Consider the following 5107-nt stretch of genomic DNA (forward strand, 5'->3'; position numbering starts at 1 on the left):
ATGGCCACCAAGACCAAACCCAAGAAGAAGTCGCGCAGCCCCAAGGAGAAGCAGGAGGTGACCGGCGGCGATCTGGCGAAGACGAAGAGCGAGGCGCCGGCGAAGAAGACGGAAACGCTGATCGAGAGCGCGGCGAGACTGCGGCTGAGCCGCCGCGACACGGACTTCGGCGGGGCGTTGCGGGACGCGTTCGGCGTCGAGGTGTTCGACAGCGACACCCCGCCCGCCGCGCGCAAGGGTTACGAGTTCGACAGCACCGAACTGACGCGGCTCGCGGACCGGGTCAAGACCGAGGCGGACAAGCTCGCCACGAAGAACGACGAGACGCAGTACAACCTGTTCGCCAACCGCTTGCTCGACCTCACCCTGCGCACCAGCGAGGTGCGGGCGATCGCGGAGCGGACCGCGAAGATCGAAGAGCTGATGGCGTCGATGAGCACCACGGCCGACCGTGCCGAGCTCAAGGCGTCGATGACGGAGCTCAAGGCCGCGAAGGCGTCGGGAGACCTCGCCAGGGTGCGTGGCTGGCTGAGCGACGTGGAGGGCCGGCTCGCGACGATGCAGGAGATCATCGACCTGGTCAAGGCGAAGTCGGGGGCGACGGAGAACAGGATTCCGGACGGCCTCTTCCCGATGGCCGGCAGCGACCTCGGGGTCCTGAAGCGCGGGCTCGGGCTGATCCCGGCCAAGTACGCCACCATCTCCGAGCTCAGGATCGCGTTCTCCCGGGCGGAGCCGGCCAGCGCGTTGCCGGACCTGCACCGGCTCGCCGACGAACTCCAGATCGAGGCGGCGCGGGTGGAGCGCCAGTTCGACCGGCCGGGCCAGACCGGCAAGGCCGTGAACGCGATGAAGGCGATCAGGGACTCGGGCGGTGACACCGACTTCTTCATGACCGGCCCAGGAGCACAGACCTGGAAAGATCTGGAGTGGATCGGCGCGCGCGGCCTCAAGGCGTGGTCGGGTGGCACCGTCGGCCCGGTGCACATCGGCCCGCTGGACGAGCCGTCGATCAGTCTCGCCGAACTGCGGCGCCAGGCCGTGCGACCGAGACCCGGCACGAAGAAGCTGGCGCCCGACCAGCAGGGCCAGGACCCCACCAAGCCGCGCTACCTCGGCAACAAGCCGTACATCAACGACGTCCTCAAACGCGGTGTCGTCCTGCCGTCCGTCGACGGAGCGGGCCGTTTCGTCCGCTACACCGAGTACGACATCCGCCCCTACACCAAGGCGTCCGCCCGCGGCGGCGAACGGCTGGTGGTCGGCGGCGGCCGGACCTTCTACACCAACGACCACTACGTGACCTTCGTGGAGGTCCTCTGATGAACCTCGCCGACCTGCTGAAGCCAGGACCCGCGGTCCACCTCACCACCGCGCCGACCGCGGAACTCGGGGTGGCCGTGGCGGAACTGGCCACCGACGATCCCACGACCGCCGCGCGCCGCGTGCGCGGGTCGCGGAGCAGGACCATCGACGCGTTCTTCTCCGAACTGGGGGCCGCGTTGCAGTTCCCCTCGTACTTCGGGGAGAACTGGCAGGCGCTGAGCGACGTGCTGTCCGATTTGGACTGGATGCCCGCCGACGCCTACCTCGTCGTGGTGGAGGACGCGGAACTGCTGCTCGCCGACGAACCGGAGACGCTCGCGCTGGCGTTGCGGATATTCGTGGAGAGCGCCGAGGAAGCCGAGGTTCCTTACCGGTTCCTGTTGCAGGCGCCCGCACAAGGGCGCGTGGTGGACGCATTGACGGCCAACGGCACGAGTTTCTCTGCTTTCGTGCTCTGACGGCGTGGGGCCAGGTGGTCTGTACCAGCTCCGAGCTGGAGCGCAACCCACCGCCTGGCCCATTTCCGTCCGTGTGCCAGAACTGGCCCCTCAGGCTGGGAAAACGCGTCCTGACCAGCAAGATCATGTGCCCGGAAAACCTTAAGGGCATTTAAAAGCGAGAATGTCCCGGTCCGGTTTGAACCCCGTTCGTGACCTCCCCGTAGTCATCGGTACAACACCGTTCGACCCCCCGAGGAGACACAGAATGGGCGCTCGACACCGCAAGCCCGCCATGATCGGCGCGGGCGCCGTGCTGGCGGTCGCCGCTGTCGCCGGTGGCATCTTCGCCTTCAGCGGCACCAATTCGAACGCGGCTGAGGACTGCGGCGGGCTGGACACCGCCCTGCAGAACAACCTGAACTTCATCGCCGGTCAGCAGGCCAACCCCGACGCCCAGTCGGACGCCCGCATCCAGAACCGCCAGCAGGTCGTGAACCTGATCAACCAGCGGCGTGCGGCGGCTGGTTGTGGCAACAACGTCCAGGCCAAGCCCGAAGCCGGGCAGGCCGCCACGTCCGGTGAGGACTGCGGCGGGCTGGACAAGGCGTTGCAGAACAACCTGAGCTTCATCGCGGGCCAGAAGTCCGCTCCGGACTCCCAGTCCGAGGCGCGGATCGCGAACCGGCAGGCCGTGGTCGACCTCATCCAGCAGCGGCGCAAGGCGGCTGGGTGCCAGGGCGACGGCGGCGCGGGCAACGCGAACCAGGGCAACGCGGGCAACAACGCGGGCAACGCCGGTAACAACAACGGCAACGCGGGCAACAACGCCGGCAACGGCAACCAGGGTCAGGTCGCGCAGCCGCCTGCCAACGAGGGCAACAACGGCGGTGCCACGGGCCAGCAGGTCTGCAACGGCTCCACCGTCACGCTCTCCGGTGAGGGCGGCGCGCCTGCCGCGTCCAGCGGCACGTTCCCGGTCGGCACGACGCTGAAGGTCACGAACCTGGACAACAACAAGTCCACCACCGTCAAGGTGGCGTCGGTGTCCGGCAGCTGCGCGCTGCTGAACAACGCGGCCTTCGAACAGGTGCGTGAGCCCGGCAAGTTCCTGATCCGCAACGCGCGGATCGAGAAGATCGGCTGATCTGTCCACAAAGGACCGGGACGGGTGCTCTCCGCAGGCGGCGGGGGAGCACCCGTCCTTCTTTTGCGCGGTGATGCGGAATATCGACGGGGTGTGGTCAGGAGCGCACCGGTGATGGGACCTTGGTCCACGTGACCGAGAAAGCGACGAAGGCCCCGTCCGTCTTCCGCAACACCGCGTTCCTGCGGCTGTGGACCGGCACGACCGCGTCGGGGCTCGCCATGTGGGCGCTGCCGTTCGTGCTGGGCCTGGCCGTGCTGGAACGGTCGATCACGGCCGTGGAGCTGGGCGTCGTGCTGGCCGCCAGAACAGCCGGGTTCGTCGCCGCGGTGCCGGTGGCCGGGGTGCTGGCGGACCGGCACGCCCGCCGCGCGGTGGTCTTCTGGTCGTGCCTGGTCGCGGCTCTCGTCACGCCGGTGATCGCGCTCGGCATGGGACGGTCGTTGCTGCTCATGGCCGTGGCGGCGGCCGTCGTCGGGGCCGGTCAGGGCGCGTGCCGACCGGCGTTCCAGGCGTTGGTGGCCGAGGTGGTGCCGGAGTCGCAACGCCAGCAGGCCAACGCGATGACCACCCTCGCGATCCGGGTGACGACGCTGGTCGCGCCGAGCCTCACCGCGCTCGCGGCGTTGATCACCAACGCCCAGGTGCTGCTCGCGGTCACGGCGGCGCTGTGGCTGTGCGCGGCGCTCGTGCCGCCGAAGGGGCAGGGCAGGCCGGAGCAGACCCAAGTCCGCGCGGGGTTCGTCGCCGACTTCCTCGACGGCATCCACGAGGTGCGGCGGCATCCGTGGCTGCTGGCCGGTCTGGGCGCGTTGACGGCCATGATCGCGTTCGGGTACTCGGCGACGGCCGTGCTGCTGCCGGTCGTGAGCCGCGATCGCTACGACACCGAGGCGGTGCTGGCGGGGGCGACGACCGCGTACACCGTGGGGGCGTTGATCGGCGCGGCGGTGATCGGGCGGTGGCGGCCGCGCAACGCGGGCTGGGTCGCGTTGACCGGCCTCGGGCTCTACGGGCTCATCCCGCTCGGCCTGCTGCTGCCGGTGCACCCGGTCGTGCTGATCGCCGTGTACGTGGTCGCGGGCATCGGGATCGAGCTGTTCAACGTGCCGTGGTTCACCGCGATCCAGCGCGAGGTCGACCCCGGCAAGCTCGCCCGCGTGTCGTCGCTCGACTTCCTGCTCTCCTACGGCCTCGCGCCGCTGGGACTCGCGCTCATCGCCCCCGCCCTCGACGCGTTCGGGGCCGGTGCGGTGCTCGGGGTGTGCGCGGTGATCTGCTTCGCGACGGCTGCCGCAGCAGCGCTGGTGCCCTCGGCGCGGGGGTTCACGTCGCGGGAGGTCACCAGGTCCAGCTGAAGCCTCGCGTGCCGGGCCGCACGTCCAGGGCGACGTCCAGCAGCGTGCGGTCCGGTTTCACCTCGGAGCCGTCCGCGACCTGGGTGACGGCGCTCGGGGCGTCGCCCTCGAACGTCACCTCCAGCACGTACTCCCTGGTCGGCAGGCGGAACTTGCGCTCGTAGTTCGACGCGGGCGGACACGGGGCCTGGTTCACGAGCTCGTGCTCGATCACGACGCTCTCGCCTTTTCTGAGCGGCCGTTCGAAGAGCAGCTCCGCGACCAGCAGCCCCTCGGCCGGTTCCTCGACCGTTTTGCCGACCGTGCAGTTCTTCAGGGCGTTGACCTGCGGCAACGGCCGGTGGTGGTCGTCGACGTGCATGATCACGACCCAGCGGTCCGGGCCGTTCATCGACGCCGACAGCACCTGGCGCGAGCGGAAGACCCGTTCGGTGCGGTCCGCCCCGATCGTCACGAAGTCCTGCTGGCTCACCCGCAGCAGCTGGTCGTCCCACTGCGTGTCGAGGTCGTGCAGCGCGTGCTCTACGGGCGAGGGGAACGGCCAGAACGCGGACATCGGCGCCGGTGCGTGCCGCAGCCAGCGGCCACGGGGACGCGGCGGCCCGAGCAGTTCGGAGAGGTGCCCCGGTGGGACCTGCAGGATGTGTTCCAAGTGGACGACGGCCTGCAGCGACTTCTGCCGCTCCGGTCGGCTGCGCCCCGTCTGCCAGTAGCTCAGCGTGGCCATCGAGACGGACACGCCGTTCTGGGAGAGGTGTTCGCGCAGACGCTCCAGACCGAGACCGCGATTCGTGATCGCCGTCCGGAGAGCCTGCGCGAACTCGTCCACGCTGGTCACG

General features: G+C 69.5%; 5 protein-coding genes. 4 read left to right on the forward strand and 1 reads right to left on the reverse strand.

The window, feature by feature from the left end; all coding sequences use genetic code 11:
• From JNUCC0626_RS04240 to JNUCC0626_RS04255, 4 genes are all read left to right on the forward strand, one after another.
• A complete protein-coding gene (locus JNUCC0626_RS04240) occupies positions 1-1323 on the forward strand; it encodes a hypothetical protein (RefSeq protein WP_394618319.1) in 1323 nt (440 codons plus the stop codon).
• Positions 1323-1784 (forward strand): barstar family protein, encoded by a 462-nt coding sequence (locus JNUCC0626_RS04245; RefSeq protein WP_394618320.1) that lies wholly within the window; start codon positions 1323-1325, stop codon positions 1782-1784. The genes JNUCC0626_RS04240 and JNUCC0626_RS04245 overlap by 1 nt, the downstream gene beginning before the upstream one ends.
• A gap of 577 nt (positions 1785-2361) precedes the next feature.
• Complete coding sequence (locus tag JNUCC0626_RS04250) at positions 2362-2910, forward strand: hypothetical protein (protein WP_430623501.1); 549 nt, start codon at positions 2362-2364, stop codon at positions 2908-2910.
• Between the two features lie 131 nt (positions 2911-3041).
• A complete protein-coding gene (locus JNUCC0626_RS04255) occupies positions 3042-4268 on the forward strand; it encodes an MFS transporter (RefSeq protein WP_394618321.1) in 1227 nt (408 codons plus the stop codon).
• On the opposite strand, the gene JNUCC0626_RS04260 is transcribed toward JNUCC0626_RS04255, so the two are convergent.
• Positions 4252-5097, reverse strand: coding sequence for an XRE family transcriptional regulator (locus tag JNUCC0626_RS04260; RefSeq protein WP_394618322.1), 846 nt, complete (start codon positions 5095-5097; stop codon positions 4252-4254). The two genes, JNUCC0626_RS04255 and JNUCC0626_RS04260, sit on opposite strands and share 17 nt — an antisense overlap.
• Between the last annotated feature and the right edge of the window lie 10 nt (positions 5098-5107).

The sequence above is a fragment of the Lentzea sp. JNUCC 0626 genome, from assembly GCF_043632865.1.
Taxonomy (GTDB): domain Bacteria; phylum Actinomycetota; class Actinomycetes; order Mycobacteriales; family Pseudonocardiaceae; genus Lentzea.